The 16,541-nt window shown below is 42.1% G+C and carries 13 protein-coding genes and 1 pseudogene; 5 read left to right on the top strand and 9 right to left on the bottom strand.

From position 1 onward, the window contains the following. Positions 1 to 344, top strand: a pseudogene (locus FTV14_RS01135) (DDE transposase); the annotation flags it as partial. Positions 345 to 387: 43 nt separating this feature from the next. Here the strand turns inward: FTV14_RS01135 and FTV14_RS01130 are convergent. The 4 genes from FTV14_RS01130 to cxpE form a co-directional block, all read right to left on the bottom strand. Beyond that, the gene (locus tag FTV14_RS01130; RefSeq protein ID WP_180025623.1) at positions 388 to 2,799 is read right to left on the bottom strand and encodes a CSLREA domain-containing protein; all 2,412 of its coding nucleotides are present in this window, start codon (positions 2,797 to 2,799) and stop codon (positions 388 to 390) included. A 9-nt stretch (positions 2,800 to 2,808) separates the two neighbouring features. Continuing rightward, a complete protein-coding gene (gene rbtA, locus FTV14_RS01125) occupies positions 2,809 to 4,608 on the bottom strand; it encodes a rhombotarget A (protein ID WP_159124041.1) in 1,800 nt (599 codons plus the stop codon). Between the two features lie 121 nt (positions 4,609 to 4,729). Continuing rightward, complete coding sequence (gene hda / locus FTV14_RS01120; protein WP_159124042.1) at positions 4,730 to 5,434, bottom strand: DnaA regulatory inactivator Hda; 705 nt, start codon at positions 5,432 to 5,434, stop codon at positions 4,730 to 4,732. A gap of 15 nt (positions 5,435 to 5,449) precedes the next feature. Continuing rightward, positions 5,450 to 6,670, bottom strand: coding sequence for a chloramphenicol efflux transporter CxpE (cxpE, locus tag FTV14_RS01115; RefSeq protein ID WP_180010672.1), 1,221 nt, complete (start codon positions 6,668 to 6,670; stop codon positions 5,450 to 5,452). Positions 6,671 to 6,805: 135 nt separating this feature from the next. Between cxpE and purM the strand changes: the two genes are divergently transcribed. Both purM and purN read left to right on the top strand, forming a co-directional pair. Then, positions 6,806 to 7,876: a phosphoribosylformylglycinamidine cyclo-ligase gene (gene purM / locus FTV14_RS01110; protein WP_159124044.1), complete on the top strand. Its 1,071-nt coding sequence runs from the start codon at positions 6,806 to 6,808 to the stop codon at positions 7,874 to 7,876. A gap of 5 nt (positions 7,877 to 7,881) precedes the next feature. After that, positions 7,882 to 8,511, top strand: a complete 630-nt coding sequence (purN, locus tag FTV14_RS01105; protein WP_179992669.1) for a phosphoribosylglycinamide formyltransferase — start codon at positions 7,882 to 7,884, stop codon at positions 8,509 to 8,511. 63 nt (positions 8,512 to 8,574) lie between these two features. Here purN and FTV14_RS01100 read toward each other — a convergent pair whose 3' ends face one another. Then, positions 8,575 to 9,378, bottom strand: coding sequence for an alpha/beta fold hydrolase (locus FTV14_RS01100; protein WP_179992668.1), 804 nt, complete (start codon positions 9,376 to 9,378; stop codon positions 8,575 to 8,577). Beyond that, a complete protein-coding gene (gene sppA, locus FTV14_RS01095) occupies positions 9,375 to 10,397 on the bottom strand; it encodes a signal peptide peptidase SppA (RefSeq protein WP_180010670.1) in 1,023 nt (340 codons plus the stop codon). Before sppA ends, FTV14_RS01100 begins: the two co-directional genes overlap by 4 nt. A gap of 127 nt (positions 10,398 to 10,524) precedes the next feature. Here sppA and FTV14_RS01090 point away from each other — a divergent pair, with 127 nt between their 5' ends. Further along, the gene (locus FTV14_RS01090) at positions 10,525 to 11,499 is read left to right on the top strand and encodes a lysophospholipid acyltransferase family protein (RefSeq protein WP_179992666.1); all 975 of its coding nucleotides are present in this window, start codon (positions 10,525 to 10,527) and stop codon (positions 11,497 to 11,499) included. Here FTV14_RS01090 and FTV14_RS01085 read toward each other — a convergent pair. From FTV14_RS01085 to FTV14_RS01075, 3 genes are all read right to left on the bottom strand, one after another. Continuing rightward, entirely contained in the window at positions 11,488 to 13,947 is a 2,460-nt protein-coding gene (locus tag FTV14_RS01085) for a DNA internalization-related competence protein ComEC/Rec2 (protein WP_180053139.1), read from the bottom strand. The two genes, FTV14_RS01090 and FTV14_RS01085, sit on opposite strands and share 12 nt — an antisense overlap. An 84-nt stretch (positions 13,948 to 14,031) precedes the next feature. Continuing rightward, the gene (gene lolD, locus FTV14_RS01080) at positions 14,032 to 14,715 is read right to left on the bottom strand and encodes a lipoprotein-releasing ABC transporter ATP-binding protein LolD (protein ID WP_159124049.1); all 684 of its coding nucleotides are present in this window, start codon (positions 14,713 to 14,715) and stop codon (positions 14,032 to 14,034) included. Continuing rightward, positions 14,708 to 15,943 carry a lipoprotein-releasing ABC transporter permease subunit gene (locus FTV14_RS01075; protein ID WP_179992665.1) on the bottom strand — a complete coding sequence of 412 codons (1,236 nt, stop codon included), beginning with the start codon at positions 15,941 to 15,943 and terminating at the stop codon, positions 14,708 to 14,710. Before FTV14_RS01075 ends, lolD begins: the two co-directional genes overlap by 8 nt. A 26-nt stretch (positions 15,944 to 15,969) precedes the next feature. On the opposite strand from FTV14_RS01075, the gene FTV14_RS01070 reads away from it, so the two are divergent. Continuing rightward, positions 15,970 to 16,533 (top strand): PilZ domain-containing protein, encoded by a 564-nt coding sequence (locus tag FTV14_RS01070; RefSeq protein ID WP_159124050.1) that lies wholly within the window; start codon positions 15,970 to 15,972, stop codon positions 16,531 to 16,533. Positions 16,534 to 16,541: the final 8 nt, after the last annotated feature.

The raw sequence follows: 16,541 nt of genomic DNA, 5'->3' as shown, positions 1-16,541 counted from the left end.
TACAGGAAGGGAAGCATTTAAGGAGTAAACAACCTGCCTTGATTTATCAAGAATTATGGGGAGTCTTTATTGCCTATAATATTCTAAGAAGACAAATGAAATATATGGCGCAACGTGCAAAAGTCAGTCCTTTGAGAATGAGCTTTCATATTACCTCTATTGCTATCCTTAACCTATTGAAGTTTGATTCTTTGGCTTCCGCAGGTAATTTGCCTAAACATCTAGAAAGTTTAATGGAAAAATCTAAAAGGTATGTTTTACCGAAAAAAAGAAGTAGAAACTACCCACGAGTTGTGAAAGGGAAACCACAGAAATACCCAAAAAAATGCCAGTCAATCTCTTAACTGACTGGCATTACTCCATCTGGAGGCTTTTTTCATGCTGCAATTATTTTCTAACTCGGCGATATCCTGCCAGACCTAATAATCCGAACAATCCCCAAATTCCAAATGAACCACCACCACTTGATGATGTATTGGTATTTTTAGCCGTATTTTTTAAGTTAATTCTTGCTGTATCTGACATCAACTCATCTGCATCAAAAACATGATACTGCATATCATAATCTGACTGACTAAAAGTATTTTTCACACTAAAAGTCAATTTTCCACCATAACAGGTTTCACCTGCAAAATTCCCTGGGCATGGTCCTTCTCGCTCTGCAGAAAGGATTACTCCAGCAGGAAGCTTGACAATGCGAATTGGAATCTCACGACCATCTTTATCACGATAGAAAGCAGCCTTGCCATTCATCCGTGGACCATCACCATCATCGCTGTCATTCTCTAATGGATTCACAGTTACGGTCAGATTATTTTCTGCGCTAATTCTATATTCATCATTTTTTACAATCGGTTTAATATTTACAAATGCGCCCTGCAAAATACCTGTACTGCTGGCACCTGTCTGCTTGTCTTTAATTGTATAACGGCAATACTCCGTATCCGAGAGACTGGTTACTTTGCCATCAGTACGATACATCATGATACGGTTTAAGTCAGGCTTCCATTCACATTTTAAATTTGGATCATTAGGCGCACCTTGAACAATTAATGAACTGCCTGATCCAGATAAAGACCCTACACCTAAAGATTGCACTTTAATTTCATAATTTTGTGAATTTAATGCTTTAGCTTGTACTTGAGAATTATTCAAAGTTTCTTGAGGCATGACCAAACTAAATGGATTAACGTATATGGCACGATATTTCTGGTATTGCTTGGTATATTTTAAAAGATCCTCATATTCTTTTAGCTCTTCCTTTAAGCCCTGTATTTCCTCAGGTTTTGTATTCTTATCGGCCAGAATAGAATTAATATCATCAATATTTTCCTGATAATAATCCAGCAACTCTGTTAAAGAACTATTTTTTAGGCCAGAAATATCTGCTGCAGTTAAGCGCCGGATTTCTACCGACCCAATTTCACAGGAATTTTTTGCGTCCGGATTAAATAATAAGGTTGCCTTAGTCAACCGCTCAATTCCACGCTGATCAGTTTCTTCACAACTTTCTGTACCGATATTGACCAGATCCGTATTCGATTGTCGATCAATAGGATAATACATCCCTAAATAACGGTTATTTACAGAAGGTTCGATATAAGCAGTTAATAGATCTGTGATCTGATTACTGGATACATCAATATTCGTTGAAACACTGTTTTCTGCCAGTTCAGGTAATATACAGCGTGAGGAACCACTTGTATGAATCGCATTATAAGCAGTAAATAAATCTACACCTTGTTCTTTACTTGGATTCCCACCATTCAAGGCATATTCACAAGACAAGCCCTGGTTAAAGGCCAACACGTTATAAGCCAGACTCGAATTACCAGTATTGTCATAAAAGATGGTAGAGCGAGCAGTATTTTCGACAATCGTGTTATTAATGGCACTAAAAGTGAAGAAAGAACTTAATGGACGGCTGATTTCATTAGCCATTCGGAAAATATGACCTGTAGTACTGGTCGTATTTTTTGCAATCGTAGAGTTACTAATATCAGCTTTGGCATAACCACAGAAGTCCAGAATACTGGCCGTATCAGTAGAACCATTTTTGACAATGCTGCTTGCGCTAATTTCTAGCTTGGTCTCTGTACTGCCCAAATTCCCCACACAATCCATAGCCAAGACACTGCCATATGTAGCTGCTTTATTCTGATGAATTAAGGAATCCTGAATCCTGATAACTTTTTCATTATTCATCGCTACTGCATAAATTGCTCCCCCTTCTGCAGCCGCTCGTGAATTTACAATTTCACTATTCACGAGGCTTAGAGGACCGGCGACATAAAATGTTCCACCATTACCTTTATCCAGACTGGTTTTTGCAGCATAACCATCTTTCAGGATGACACCATTTACCACCATGCTGGCTTGGCTAGCGACCGTATTAAATAAGCGAGTTTTCCCTTGGCCTGAAATGGTGGTTGTTAAAGCCTCACGTGTTGGATATAAAAAGGTAATAGGGCTTCTTTGAGTATAATTGAAGGGTGATTTTCCCAAAATATTGACATGGGATTCAACAATAATTTCACTATTGAGTTTGTATTCCCCAGCTTCGAGTTGGATGACATCTGGAGCGGAACCATCATTACGCAATGTACGGCCAACATTGCATCCTCCATAGGATTTATCCAGCTTGGCTGTCTTAATGGCTTCACGCAAGGAACAGGCATTGGTATTTTCCCCGTCCTCGTCAGCAAATGTAGTGACATATATGGTTTTATCTTCGGCTGCCATTAAACTCATGGCAGATAAAATCATGGCTGCAAGCAGTCCTTTTTTATAATTTTTCATGATTTTTCCTTAATCTTTTAATCTGCGACGTAGGCCGATCAACCCTATCAAGCCCATTAAGCCAGCGATTCCCCATGCCCCACCAGAGGTTTTCACAGACTTGTCTTTCATTTCATTTTTAGGTTCCTGTACAATCTGGGTACTTAAAACCAGATAAGGTTTGGACTTATTAAATCGTGTAGATGAAGTAACTACCTGAATTTCAAAAATGTCAGCACCATGCCATTGTGAATCTGGGGTATAAACAACATTCCCATCAATATCAATGACTGTTTTGCCCTTGGAAACAGTTTTGGTTTGGATAACCTGTAAGCAGCCATCTTGCCAAGGCTCACCCTTTGGATTCTCTCCAATAATGTTATTGCATTGCTCTTTAGGAATTAAATCACTATCTCCTAAAGCAGATTCAATTGAAAACTTTGCAGTCTCTCCTTTTAGAAGATCCTGTCCAACCAGACTGGTAGATGTTGGAACTGTAATTTCAATCGCACCACGGTCACAAAATAAGTTATCCAGTAAACGGTCTACACCGCGTTGGTCTGACGCCTCACAGCTGACTGAAGGATTGCTGCTATTGTAGCTAGTCCCTCTATTTACAATCGGTGAATCACTAACCTGATTATAATTCAACAGGATACGAGGACGTAGATAGCCCAAGAACTGATCTTTAGGAACGCTATAAGGACATAGAATAGCATCGCTATTTTGTTTTAAATTTAGACAGACACCTTCACTTTGATCTGAAGCCTCTGCAAACAAGCGAGTACCTGTCCAGATCTGGTTTGGATACGCAGCATCACCTGTACCACAAGATGCTGTTACCAGGTTATTGTGAATCGTACTTTTATCCGTAGTTTCAATCTGACAATCCTGCGTACCATTTCTTAAAATAATACTGTTCGCCACATAGGCTTTACCATTCGGGGCACTAATACGTAGTGCTGTACCTGTATTATCCACTATAGTCAGGTTGTTGATTCCCACCCCATCAATCACATTGATCAGTGCTCCCTTATTTTTTAACAGGGTACTGCTTAGGACTTCAGCATTAATGGATTGAATATCGGCAGGATTATCGACTTGGCCCGCTGTATAAATATTGGTAGCATTATTATTCAGCGTCTGGTTATTCTTTAAAACGCTTTGATAAACCAGAAAGTATGGAAGCTGGCTATAGAGTATGCCACCCTGTTGCGCCTGATTATTTTCAATCAGGCTGGTTTTTATTTCGGCAAAAGCAATCAGATTCTGGCCAAATTTCCCCACATTATAAATGGCACCACCTTGACTCGCAGCTCCCTTGTATAAGCGGCTGTAATCAATCACCAATTTACCTTTATTATGAATTAGGCCACCTTGTTCGGCACAGCTGCTTTTACCGCAACCTTCAAGGTCGAGTTCTTTTAAATTGACTTGAATCAGCTCTTCATCATTGCTAATACGGAAGAGATTATCTGTCCCTTTCATTTGAATATGAGCGTTATATAACCCCATTACCTTATCGGTACTACTAAATTCACCATCTACTTCTGCGATAGATTTAATCGTTACTGATTTCTTGATCGGGATATGCTTATTCAGTACATAGGTCGTTTTTTCTTTTAAGATAATGGTGCCAATAGCATTTTCGCCACCACAGCCCATATAACCTTCTTTAGCCAGGCCACGATTCACATATTCAACAGCTTCTCGAAGTGAACATTCCTTGTCATCTTTTTCAATATCTTCTGTGGTAGTTACAATAATTTCTGCACTATATGCCTGCCCCGCCATACATAGCAAAGCCATGCCTATGCTCTTCTTGAGCATACCCTTCTCCTTAATTTTTTATTTCTTTCTTTTTCTTCTAAAGTTGCATCTTCCTTGCAACAGCGAATTATTTTGCCTTACTTTCGCATAGACTGAGTAATTACTCAAGATGTTTTATAATTTAACGATATTCATCAATTAATGCATAAATCTGCCGCAGGTTAGCATTGCTGACCTTCAGCTTTTCGCCTTTAAGTAATTGAATAATCTGTTCTAATGTTTGTAGAAGCACGGAAGTTTGATGTGGTCCGTGATTTAGCAAATAATCAAAAATCTGTGGGTCAAGATGAATACCACGTCGGTCCAATACCGAGGACACCAAGGCAAATCGGTCCGCATAAAGACTGCCATTTGGGACACGGACACTAACTGCCTGCGTGAGTCGGGACTGCAAATCGGGCAATTCAAGCTTTAACTCAATGGGTGCAAAACGGGAAGAAAATACCAGCTGACCACCGCCTTCATCATTATAATTAATCAAGTGAAAAACGGCGCGTTGCCAGTGTGGAACCCCACTAATGGCTTCAATATCATCCAGTGCGATCAGGTCAAACCGGTCCAGCGAAGTAATCGCTTCAGTAGGCGCATCCAGAAGCTCCAGCAAAGACACCTGTATAGCAGTCTTACCGATTTCCAGATAAGAATCACAAATGGCAGAGAGTAAGTGACTTTTCCCTGTTCCAGCTCCGCCATACACATAAAAGCGGCTGATTAGGCCTGCATGCAGCTGTCGGACTGCATCAATTACATGCCCCCATCCCGGGCCCGAAAAATCACTAATTCGAGCATCGAGTTGAGGTTCTATATCTAGCTGCAATTGACGCATATGATTCTGATGGCCTTATGAGTCTTTATGAAGAGGTACATCCATCTTACTTGATTTCTCTCCCTCTTGCAGTGGTTTTGCTTCTGACTTTTTCATTTCAATATCAACATCTAAGTCTGAAGTTTCTACGCTTATGGAACCTGTAGCCGGATCATTCATAATGACAGCCTGATTTCCATAAAAGTGTGTATGTTCGTAATATTCACGTGCATGTCGCAATAGAACCACAATGACGGCTGCAACCGGCAATGCAATCAGCATTCCCATGAAACCCGCCAGTTGAGCACCCGCCAGTACCGCAAATACAACTGCTACTGGTGATAAGCCAATTTTATCGCCAAGCAGGAATGGTTGCAGTACATAACCTTCTACCGCCTGACCGACCATAAAGACCACACCAACCAGAACCAGTTGCCACCAGTCAATCCCAAACTGCAGGAAAGTTGCAATCACAGCCGCAATAATACCGACAGCAAAGCCCAGATAAGGAATAATACTGGCCAGGCCTGCCACCATACCGATAATCAAACCGACTTCAAGACCAATCAGTTGTAAGCCCACTGCATAAACAATTCCCAGCAGAATCATCACCAGAAACTGTCCTTTGACAAAGGCGCCCAGCACACTGTGGCATTCACCTACAATTCTTAAGGTGCTTTCTTCATAAGGGCGTGGAATCAGGCGACGCAAGCTTTCCAGCATACGATCCCAATCCAGCAGGAAATAGAATGCAATAATTGGAATCAGGACAATCGTACCGCCAATCTGCAAGAAGTTAATTCCAGATTGTGCAAGGCGTAGCAGGAAGGCCTGAATACTGTCAGCACTATAATTGGTTTGCACATAGTCCATGACCACATCAGAAATCTGTGTGGTATCAATTTCCATTTCAACGACATTGAAGGTATTCGACAACCATGGCAAAAAGGTTGAATTAATCCAGCCAATGACCGCAGGTATATTGTCACGCGCATAAATCAGCTGCTGCCAGATCAACGGCACCAGATACCAGATCGCCAGGATCATAACGATCCCGATTCCAGTAAAAACGATACTAATAGAGAGCCAACGCGGCAGACCGATATCGTGCAGTTTATCTACCAGCGGGCTGAACAGATAAGCCATTAAAAACGCTGCAACAAATGGAATTACAACGGGTTTTAGTAAATATAGAATCCACAACAACAAAGCTATCCCAGCTAGGATAAACACGCGACGCAATGTGCGATCTACCATAAAGTTTCGCCTTCTCTCTATTAATCGTTATAAAAAGTAAAATATTTTAATAAAGATAGCATTTTAGGGCATAAATACCATAAGAGTTTTGCATATTCAGGTTATAATCCCCCGCGCGAATGCGGAGACTTCATTATGAGCAACTCAACTTCTACCCCAAACACTGGTTTAAGCTACAAAGATGCAGGTGTCGATATTGAAGCGGGCGACGCGTTAGTCGACCGAATCAAGTCCGTCGCTAAGCGTACTAAACGTCCTGAAGTAATGGGCGGATTAGGCGGTTTCGGCGCCCTTTGTAAAATCCCTAAAGGTTATGAAGAACCTGTTCTCGTATCAGGCACAGATGGTGTTGGTACAAAATTACGTCTGGCACTGAATTTGAACCGTCATGACACCATTGGTCAAGATCTGGTTGCAATGTGTGTGAACGACCTTCTCGTTTGTGGTGCTGAACCACTCTTCTTCTTGGACTATTATGCGACTGGTCACCTAAATGTGGACGTGGCTGCAAATGTCGTAACAGGAATCGGTGCTGGCTGTGAACTTGCAGGCTGTGCACTGGTTGGTGGTGAAACTGCTGAAATGCCAGGCATGTACGAAGGTGAAGATTACGATCTTGCAGGCTTCTGTGTCGGTGTAGTTGAGCAAAGCAAAATTATTGATGGCTCTAAAGTAAAAGCGGGTGATGTACTTATTGGTGTTGCATCTTCTGGTGCACACTCAAACGGTTATTCGTTGCTTCGTAAAATTCTTGAAGTTAAAAATGTTGACCTGAATCAAATCGTTGATGGTCGTCCACTTGCTGATGTTGCAATGGAACCAACACGCATTTATGTGAAATCTATTCTTGAACTGCTAAAACAGGTTGATGTACATGCGATGGCACACATCACGGGTGGCGGTTTGCCAGGCAACCTGCCTCGCGTATTACCAAACGGTGCTCAAGCAGTCGTAAATGAATCTTCTTGGGAATGGCCTGAGCTGTTCAAACTCCTTCAACGCGAAGGCGGTGTAGAACAGTTTGAAATGTATCGTACCTTTAACTGTGGCGTAGGTATGGTTCTTGTTGTTGATGCAGCCGAAGCAGACAAAACTGTAGAGTTACTCAACGGTTTGGGTGAGAAAGCATGGACCATGGGTCATATTGCAGATAATGCCGAGTCTGTAGAAGGCGCTGACGAAAAAATCCGTGTGATCTTCGCGTAATTCGCATGATTAAAATTGCTGTACTTGTTTCAGGCAGTGGATCGAACCTGCAAGCCCTGATAGATGCCAATCTGTCAGGGGAAATTGTCGGAGTGCTTTCCAACAAGCCTGAAGCATTTGCTTTAGAGCGCGCTCATAAAGCAGGAATTCCGACCGCAGTCATTGAACATAAGCAGTATCCAAGCCGGGAAGCTTTTGATGATGTCATGCATCAGCAGCTTCTGGACTGGGATGTTGATCTAGTGGTACTTGCGGGCTTTATGCGAATTTTAAGTGAAAAATTTGTGAAAGCCTGGGAAGGGAAAATGCTGAATATTCACCCTTCTCTTTTGCCACATTACAAAGGCATGCATACCCATCAGCGTGTCCTGAATACTGGTGATGTTCTGCATGGTTGTACAGTGCATTATGTCACTCCTGAACTGGATGCCGGCCAAGCCTTAGCACAGGGTGTGTTAAAAGTATCGCATCAAGATACGGCTCACACTTTAGCTCAGCGGGTACATGTACTGGAACATCTGATTTACCCACAAGTGGTAGAATGGATCTGTAATGGGACAATTCAACATACTGAACAAGGTGTGTTGTATCGTAATGCAAAAATGCAAGAACCTGTTCAATTCTGCAAATTCTAAAAGTCCAAATATAAAAAACGCATCCTCGGATGCGTTTTTTTATTTCTTTAGATGAGGTGAACTTTAAGCAGACAGTTGCTGAATCAGTTGTTTGACCAGACTCGCTACTTGCTCAGGCTGCTCTAATGGGAACATATGCCCACCATCTACTACTGTAAATGGAATGCCAAATTTCTTTTGCACTTGCTGCGGAAATCTGCGCGCCAAAAATGGACCTTTCTTGGCAACCACCAGATGTACTGGTACTTTTGGTTTTGCCTGAGGTAACCACCATAGCGATGGATTGGTTCTAAAGATATTCACTTCATCCATTTTAGGAATAGTGAGTTCAACTCCACCTCGAACCGGATCATCCTTTAAAGCATAGTCAATATAAGCCTGGAAGCAATCTGCATCAAAATCCTGATAAAAGCCTTTTGGACGTAACAGTTCAGCTGCCTGTTCCCGAGACTCCCAATGATCACGACGGCGTTTCGACAAACCTGCAGGTGACATCTGGTCCAGTGCTTTTAAGCGAAAAGTTTTTGCAATATGCAACGCAAAGGCTTCTTTGCCCATGATCATCGGCGGATCAAGCATAATCATTTGCGAAAAAAGTTCCGGACGCTGTAAGGAGGCCTGAAAACTCAGGACTGAACCTAATGAATGCCCCAAACCAATTACCGGACGTCCATGAGATTGGCGCACAATACTGTCAATCACCTGCTGAGTCAGACTTTTCCAGTGATTATCAATCGGATAACGCTTATCAGGCCCTAATAACGGCACATAGATAATATCGTAATCATCTTGTAGTCCTTCAAACAGCTTTTGATAGACTTTAGATGGCACGCCATTGGCGTGCGCAAAATGAATCAATGGTTTCATTGTAAGGTCGTTTTATTTTCTGACTGAAGTTTCTGTGCCACTGAAGTTGCAATTCCTTCACCAATCGATGAACCCATACGACCCAGTACTGACTCAAATGGACTATATTCAATAGTGTAGTTCAGTGCTTTTTCAGTTTTTAGTTCACGCTTCAAAGTATTTAAACTGCCAATACGGTCTGCAATACCCAATTTCACCGCCTGTTCACCGGTCCAGAATAGACCTGAGAAAATAGCAGGATCAGTCGATTTTAATTTAGCTCCACGTCCCTGCTTTACAGCATTAATAAAGTGACCATGCACATTATCCAGCACACCTTGTACATGCGCTTTTTGCACAGGATCAACCGGCTGTGTCATGGACAGCAAAGCTTTATTTTCACCTGAAGTCATGGTGCGGTCTTCAACTCCAAGTTTTTGCAGCAGGTTATTCACACCATAGTTCGGCATGATCACACCAATTGAACCGACCAGACTCGATGGATTGACAATGATTTCATCTGCAGCGGATGCAATATAGTAAGCACCAGAAGCTCCGGTATCACCAATCACGGCATAGAGTTTTTTCTCAGGATGCTGTTTTTTCAGATACTGGATTTCCTGCCAGATTTCATCTGACTGGACTGGTGAACCACCCGGTGAATTAATATTTAAAACAACAGCCTTACTTTGCTTGTTTTCAAAGGCTTTTTTGAGTGATTTGATGGTATTGCTACTATTTACGCTTTGCTTGTCTGCGGCAATCGTGCCAATAATATCAACCACAGCAATGTGTGCACCTGCGCCTGCACTTGGATCAGAAGCACTCATGCTACAGCCTTTACCCAGCGCAAGAATGACAACCAGCAGATAAGCAAAGGTTAGAAATTTAAAGAAGATCCCCCAGCGACGTGCCCGTCGTTGCTCTTCTACTGAAGCTAAAACTGCTTTTTCCAGCAGTTTCCATTCTGGGCCAGTCGGTTTAACTGGTTGTTGCGTATTTTGTATTTGATTTTCAGGTTTTGGTGGCCAATCGGACATAAATAATCCAATAAATTAATTTATATTGAACCCATTATATACACCGAAAAGGGTAATTCTGTCTAAAGAAACCGTTTTCGCCTATAATAAGTGCTATTCTTTTTTATTTTATCAATATTACAACTCAATGACTGAACGCAGCTCAAAGAATTCAGCTTACGGTTTACTCAAATATATTAGCCGCCAACCGCTTTCAGTTTCCCGATGGATTGCGCGTATTCTTGCCTTAATCGTTAATATTTTTAAAGTTTCTAAAACTTCTGATGTAATTCGCCTGAACCTTGAGATCAGTTTGTCTGAACTGTCGACACAGGAAAGAGAACGGATTACCCGTGCCGCGATTCGCAATGAACTGATGTCTTATTTCGAATTTTTCAGTATTTGGGGTTCGAGTAATCAGAAAAATATTGAGAGAGTGCATAAGGTTATAGGCGAAGATTTACTGCATGATGCCTTGGCACAAAATAAAGGTCTGGTACTAATTGTGCCGCACTTTGGCACTTGGGAAATCATGAATGCCTATGTTGCGCAATTCACTTCAATGACCATCATGTATAAGCCTGTAAAAAATCAGGCAGCGGATCAGTTTGTACGTGCAGCTCGTAGTCGCGAACAGGCCAATCTGGTGCCGACAGATGAGTCTGGTGTACGACAGATTTTCAAAGCCTTGAAGCAAGGTGGCACCACTGTCATTCTGCCGGATCATACACCCAACGTTGGCGGTGAATATATTCCTTACTTTGGTGTTCCTCTAGCTACCAGCAATCTGAGTGCCAAGCTGATCCAGAAAACTAAAGCTCGTGCCCTGTTCCTTTATGCCCTGCGTAATGAGGATGCTGGCTTTGATATTCATATCGAGGCCATAGATGAAAAAATTTATCAGGGAAATGCTAATCAAGGTACAGGCATCATCATCAACACGATTGAAAACCTGATTCAGCGTCATCCTGAACATTATCACTGGAGCTATAAACGCTTTAGAGCTCACGAAGATCTGGGAAATATTTATAAGCTTGATCATAACCAAGCTTTGTCCAAAGTGAACCAGTTAAAAACTTCTAATCTGGCTGCTGTTGAACCATCTCTAGAATCAGTCAGTTAGATTTTGTTTTTGTAACCATTTCCAGCGACTTCTTTCAGTTTCTAGAATGATTTGAGTTCCTTGCTGATGAAAATGCAGGCTGCCATGCTCTGCTGTAGTCAATAGAGGAATATCCAATTCTTTGAGACGCTGTTGAGTCAACTGACTTGGATGCCCGTAACGATTAAATTTTCCAGCAGACGCAATCGCCAGTTTAGGACGATAGTGCTGCAAGAATTGATAAGCTGAACTGTGCTGACTGCCATGATGGCCTAAGACCAAGACATCCACTTTTAAATCGGGGTAGTCTTTGAGTAACTGATATTCAGTCTGCCAACCTGCATCTCCCATCAGCAGAAAATTCTGATAAGGCCAGACATCTTTGAGCTGCAAATACACTACACAAGACAGGTCATTTTTATTGAAATTAGCAGTATTTAATTGTTCTAGTTTTGGTGCAATGACCTTAATCTGCACATCATTCTGCCATTGCCACCGCTGTCCCTGATAACATAATTGAAAGTTTGAAGAGGCTACAGTTTCGGTCACTTCATTGGCATAGATATTCTTAATCTTGAGCTGGTCTTTAATGCTGTGATAAGCACCACTATGGTCCTGATCCAGATGCGTTAAAATCACCTGCTCCAGTTGAGAAACACCTTGTACCGACAGAAATGGCATGATTACCTGCTTCCCAATACTAAATTTTTCCTCATCATAATAACCGCCCATATCGATCATCATGTTATGAGTTCCATAACGAAAGAATATCGCCTGCCCTTGCCCGACGTCCAGCACCGAAAGCTGAAATGGCGGATGATTAAATTGAGGAACACAAACTGGTACCGCCGCGACAGCTATCCAGGATTTTGGTAATACGCCTCGTGGTAAGAATAAAATCAGCAAAGACAGAATACATAGCCCAATCATCCAGTGATTCATTGCAACTGGAATTAACTGCGGTTTAAACCAGTGATCCAGCAGATTTAAGAAGCCCAACAGGATATTCAGCAACAGATCATTAAGCTGAAATAGCATGCTTGAGACCGGTTCAGCGATAAAAAAGAGAATTGCTGCCAGAATATCGATCGGTACAATCAAAAGACCGATCCAGGGAATTGCGACCAAATTGCTGAACGGTGTGATCCAGGCAATCTGCTTAAAAAACAGCATCATTAAAGGAAATAAAGCGAGAAAGATTTTCCACTGTGATTCCACTAGCACTTTAGCTGCAAAATACAGTTTTTGTATTGCTGTCTGATTTTGCTCGGATGGTCGCTGTTGAATGGTCTGATAAATTCTGAGCAATACAAAACAGGCCCCATAGGATAGCCAGAAAGCCGCGGACAAGATACTAAAGGGATCAATGAATAACAGTAAGGCGGCGCTCAGAATCAGAAGTTTTAAAGCCTGCAGATTTTGTCGAAGCAGCATGAGGATGACACCAATCATACAGATCAGCAGAGTGCGGATTGCCGGGATTTCAAAACCCACAAAGGCACAGTACAGCACCACACAAAACAGAAAAGGTAAAGCCAGAAAATACTGGCGTGGCCATCTTAGATAAAGCTGAGGCATACTTCGTGCGACAAGTAGCCGAAGCATAGTACAGACCATCAGGGCAAAGATCAGCACATGTGGTCCGGAAATCGCCAGTAAGTGACTCATACCCATACGTCGAAATTGCTGTTCAGTTGCAGGATTTAAAAGGCTTTCATCTCCGGTGAGCAAAGCCAGAAGCAAACCTTTATTTTGTACAGGTTGTCGTGCTATGAACTCTCTTAATTGCAGCCGCTTCTTCTCTACCCAAAGTAGAAATTGCTGAGTTAAAGCTCTTTGCTCTCGAATAAACTGACTATACCCCAGTGTAGAAACAGTAGCTGAATCAAGTTGCTCTATCTGTTTGATCCGGAAACCTGCCATCATATTCTGTTGCAGTGCCCATTTTTCAGCATCAAAAGCACCGGGCGTTGCATAACTGTGATTAGGACGTACCTGCCCTTGCAGCCGGTAATAATGCCCCAGTTCAAGTGCATTATTTTCATGATTCGCTGATAGTTGTGAAGTATTCGATGAGGTTTTAGGTAGAAAACCCATCCAGGTTACGGTGCGTCCATCGAGGTTTAATACTTCCAAAGGCTGCTGGATGGATTGTTCACCGAGTTTATTCAAGCGTTTGACATAAACGATAATGTCTTTCTGCAGTACTTCATGCTCGACATTCAATAGCCGTTGGCTGAGCTGTTGATTGGCATAACCATATCCCAAAAATGTCCCGAGTAGAATACAGGTACTTACCAGCAATCCTTTATGTAAGGGCTTTTTCAGAACAGTATTGAGCTTGGAACTACAGAAATAAAAGAGCACAGCAAGAAATATCACTGAGATTGAATTCAACTCAATATTCAGAAAAGATTTTCCCATACTGGCAAGGCCTAAAATCCAGCCCAGACACAACCATTGCAACATGAAGATTTTCTTTTTTATTATTATTTTCAGGCAATAATAAAGCCCACCGAAGTGAGCTTCAATTAAAGAAGATTATTTCTGTAATTAGTCATTCATCCATAGACCATCACGCATATGTAGAATCCGGTCTGCCGAATGTGCCAATTGTTCATCATGGGTCACAATTAACATGGCCATATTGAATTCACTACGTAATTCAGTCAGCAACTCAAAGATTTTATCGGCTGTTTTACGGTCCAAGTTACCTGTTGGCTCATCTGCCATCATTAACTTCGGCTTGGTCACCACGGCACGAGCCAGTGCTACACGCTGACGCTCGCCCCCTGAAAGTTCGCCCGGTTGATGGGTTAAACGATGGGTTAATCCAACACGCTCCAGCAAGTATTCTGCCTGCTGTTTAGCCTCTTTAAACTTGACGTTTTTACGAAGCATTAAAGGCATCGCGACATTTTCTAGTGCAGTAAACTCTGGCAATAAATGGTGGAATTGATATACAAAGCCCAAATTTTCATTACGGACATAGCCGCGTTCTGCTTCAGATAAATTGTCAAAACGGCGGCCATTGACCATCACTTGTCCGGCAGAAGGACGATCCAATCCTCCCAGAATATGCAACAAGGTACTTTTACCGGAACCACTTGAACCGACAATAGAAACAAATTCCCCGGCCTTTACCTGCAATGAAATCCCTTTGATCACATCAACCGTAGATTTTCCATCTGTAAAAGATTTCTCGATATTTTGGGCATCCAGAACCAGATTACTCATAACGCAATGCCTCCGCCGGTTGAATTTTAGCAGCACGGAATGCTGGATAAATAGTGGCTAGGAAACTTAAGGCAAGTGACAGAACTACAATCACGACCACATCCTGCCAGCGCAGATAAGAAGGTAAATAGTTGATGAAGTAAGCATCAAACATATTCAGGCCAAGTGAATTGTTTAACCAGCCAATAAAACTACTAATACTGGTGGCGGCAATAATCCCGAGAATGGCACCCGCACAAGTTCCGATTACGCCGATCACAGTACCTTGAACCATAAAGATTCGGGTAATCGTGGCAGGTGAAGCACCCAAAGTACGTAAAATTGCGATGTCGGATTTTTTATCTGTGACCACCATTACCAGTGAAGACACGATATTAAATGCTGCGACCAGGACAATCAGGAATAATAATAAGCTGACCATTGCTTTTTCCATCTGAATTGCGCTGAACAGATTACCGTGGGTATAAGTCCAGTCAGAGGCATAGAAGTTACCCGGTAAATCACGCACAATTTCCTGAGAAACCTGAGGCGCTGCGAAAATGTCATCCAGCTTCATACGTACGCCTTGTGCACCATCTGGCAGACGTAACAAGGTTGAAGCATCGTTCAAGGCAATATAACCCATCATCGAATCAACTTCTGCACCAATGCTGAAGATCCCAACCACTTTAAAGCGTTTAAAACGTGGCACAACACCCGCTGGTGAAGGCGTCGCTTCAGGTAGAACCAAGGTAATATTATCGTTCAAGCCTACGCCCATGGCATCTGCCATCTGTTTGCCTAAAACAATCCCAAATTCACCTTTTTTCAGGTTATCAATACTACCCTCGACCATATGGTTCTGGATGATCGAAACTTTCTTCTCATACTTTGGTTCAATTCCGCTGACCATAATTCCGGCAACTTGCCCTTGAGCCGTGAGCATCCCCTGTAACTGGGTAAAAGGAGCCACACCTTGAACGTGTTCATGCCGCTCAATCTGCTTTGCAAGTTCAGGCCAATTTGTTAGAATTTGCGTCGAAGAAACAGTGGCTTGAGGAACCATCCCCAAGACGCGATTTTTCAACTCTCGGTCAAAACCATTCATGACAGACAAAACTGTAATGAGGACTGCTACACCGAGCGTGAGACCGATCATTGAGACCAATGCGATAAAAGAAATGAAGTGGTTACTACGCCGTGCGCGAGTATATTTCAACCCTATATACAGCGAGATTGGTTTGAACATAACCATCTAGTCCGAGGTAATAAATTATGGAAAATGTACAGCATCCAAACGGATTCACTGAAAGACGAGTCCTGTCTCGAATCGATGCTGCTTTACGAATCAATTATCAGATTATTTCCGATGATGTTGCCTTGAATGATCCTTACGATGCTAATTTCGTATTGCCCCGCTATTTTCTACTACTTGCAGAGCTAGATCAATTTGATCATGCTGTTAACTACGAATTAGAACAATTATCTGAAAAAGATCAACAAATTGCTCGAATCTTATCCTTATTCAACCAAAAATTAAACCTTATTACCGGTTCTTTGTATGACGCAATTGTACAAAGCATGTTACCTGTACCGGAACATGTGAACTTTTCAGAGACTGGTTTTAGCTTCTTTAGTGATCAGCCGATTAGTGAAGGAACCTATCTGCATGTGACTTTAAGTCACCCGGAAAACTTCTTCCACATCGCGGCAACCGCTCAGGTGGCCTACAGTCGTGCAGAAGAAAACGGGAAATATCGTACGGGTGCTTATTTCATTACCCTGCATCCTCAGGATCGCGTCAAACTGGGCGAATGTGTGAAAGCCAGCTTTGCTTAAGACTGGTA

The sequence above is a fragment of the Acinetobacter sp. YH12236 genome, assembly GCF_013417645.1.
Taxonomy (GTDB): Bacteria; Pseudomonadota; Gammaproteobacteria; order Pseudomonadales; family Moraxellaceae; genus Acinetobacter.
The sequence above is the reverse complement of the archived record's forward strand: the minus strand, read 5'-3'. Positions and strand labels throughout refer to the sequence as shown.